This window comes from Streptomyces aureus, from assembly GCF_001418135.1.
Lineage (GTDB): Bacteria > Actinomycetota > Actinomycetes > Streptomycetales > Streptomycetaceae > Streptomyces > Streptomyces aureus_A.
Window position 1 is genome coordinate 1 of the sequence record NZ_LIPQ01000547.1, and the last position, 1,485, is coordinate 1,485.

Sequence of the window (1,485 nt, forward strand, 5' to 3'; positions counted from 1 at the left end):
GTGTTAGTTCTGAAGTAACGAACTGTGCCGATTCCGGTTGGTTAACTTCATAGAGTTTCGGTGGTCATAGCGTTAGGGAAACGCCCGGTTACATTCCGAACCCGGAAGCTAAGCCTTTCAGCGCCGATGGTACTGCAGGGGGGACCCTGTGGGAGAGTAGGACGCCGCCGAACAATCATTGTGGGAAAGCCCCGCACCTTCATGGTGCGGGGCTTTTCTGCGTTCCCGGCCCTTTTCGACGGGCCCGCTCAGGCCGGCGCGACGAGTTGGGTGTCGTACGCCAGGATCACCGCCTGGACGCGGTCCCGGGCGCCCGTCTTCGCGAGGACCCGGCCGACGTGGGTCTTCACCGTCGATTCCGCGAGGTGGAGGCGTTCGGCGATCTCCGTGTTCGTCCAGCCCTGGCCGATGACCGTGAGGATCTCGCGTTCCCGCTCCGTGAGGGAGGCGAGTCGCGGGTCCTCCGGGTGCTGGTCCGCCGTGGGGGAGGACGGCAGGTGGTGGATGTAGGCGTCCAGGAGGCGGCGGGTGAGGCTCGGGGCGACGACCGCGTCGCCGCTCGCGACCGCGCGGATGCCGGCGAGGAGTTCCTCCGGCTGGGCGTCCTTCACCAGGAAGCCGCTGGCGCCGGCGCGGAGGCCGTCGTACGCGTACTCGTCGAGGTCGAAGGTCGTCACGATCAGGATCCGTGTGCGGTCGCCGGTGGCGACGATGCGGCGGGTCGCCTCGATGCCGTCCAGGCCGGGCATCCGGATGTCCATCAGGACGACGTCGGGGTGGTGCCGGTCGACGAGGCGGATCGCCTCGGTGCCGTTGGAGGCCTCCCCGACGACGGTCATGTCGTCCTGGCTCTCCAGCAGCATGCGGAAGCCGAAGCGCTGCATCGGCTGGTCGTCCGCGATGAGAACGGTCGTCACGAGGGGAAGTCCTCCCGGGGGAGTCGGAGTCTGACGTGCCAGCCGCCGGTCGGCAGCGGGCCCGTTTCGAGTGTGCCGTCGTAGAGGGCCGCGCGCTCCCGCATCCCGGCAAGTCCCCGGCCCTGACCGGCCGGTGGGGGCGGGACGGCCGGGCCCGTGTTCGTGATCTCCGCCCGTACCTCCTGGGGGGTGTGGGTGAGGAGCACGGTCGCCTTCGCGCCCTCGCCCGCGTGCTTCAGGGCGTTCGTCAGGGCTTCCTGGACCACCCGGTAGACCGTCAGCTGGGCGCCCGGGGCGAGGGGGCGGTCGGGCGAGGTGCCGTCCCGGTCGAACCGCACCGGCAGGCCCGCGTTCCGTACGCCGGTGATCAGCGTGTCGAGGTCGGCCAGGGTGGGCTGGGGGTCGCGGGCCGCCTCCTGCTCGTCGTGGTGGAGGACGCCGAGGAGCCGGCGGAGTTCGGCGAGGGCCTCGCGGCTCGTCGTACCGATGGCCTCGAGGGCCTGGGAGGCGCGCTCGGGGTTCTTCGCCGCCGCGTACCGGCCGCCGTCCGCGAGGCCCGTGATGACCG

The 1,485-nt window shown here is 70.5% G+C and carries 2 protein-coding genes and 1 rRNA gene; 1 reads left to right on the forward strand and 2 read right to left on the reverse strand.

Features of this window, described 5'->3' with window-relative positions; translation table 11 throughout:
* Positions 1-56 precede the first annotated feature (56 nt).
* Positions 57-173: ribosomal RNA gene (rrf, locus tag AOK00_RS33585) — 5S ribosomal RNA — on the forward strand.
* A gap of 75 nt (positions 174-248) precedes the next feature.
* On the opposite strand, the gene AOK00_RS33590 is transcribed toward rrf, so the two are convergent.
* Positions 249-917: a response regulator gene (locus AOK00_RS33590; RefSeq protein ID WP_055603925.1), complete on the reverse strand. Its 669-nt coding sequence runs from the start codon at positions 915-917 to the stop codon at positions 249-251.
* Positions 914-1,485 (reverse strand): sensor histidine kinase (locus AOK00_RS33595; protein WP_254047598.1); only part of this gene is annotated, 572 nt, incomplete at its 5' end. The genes AOK00_RS33595 and AOK00_RS33590, both read right to left, overlap by 4 nt.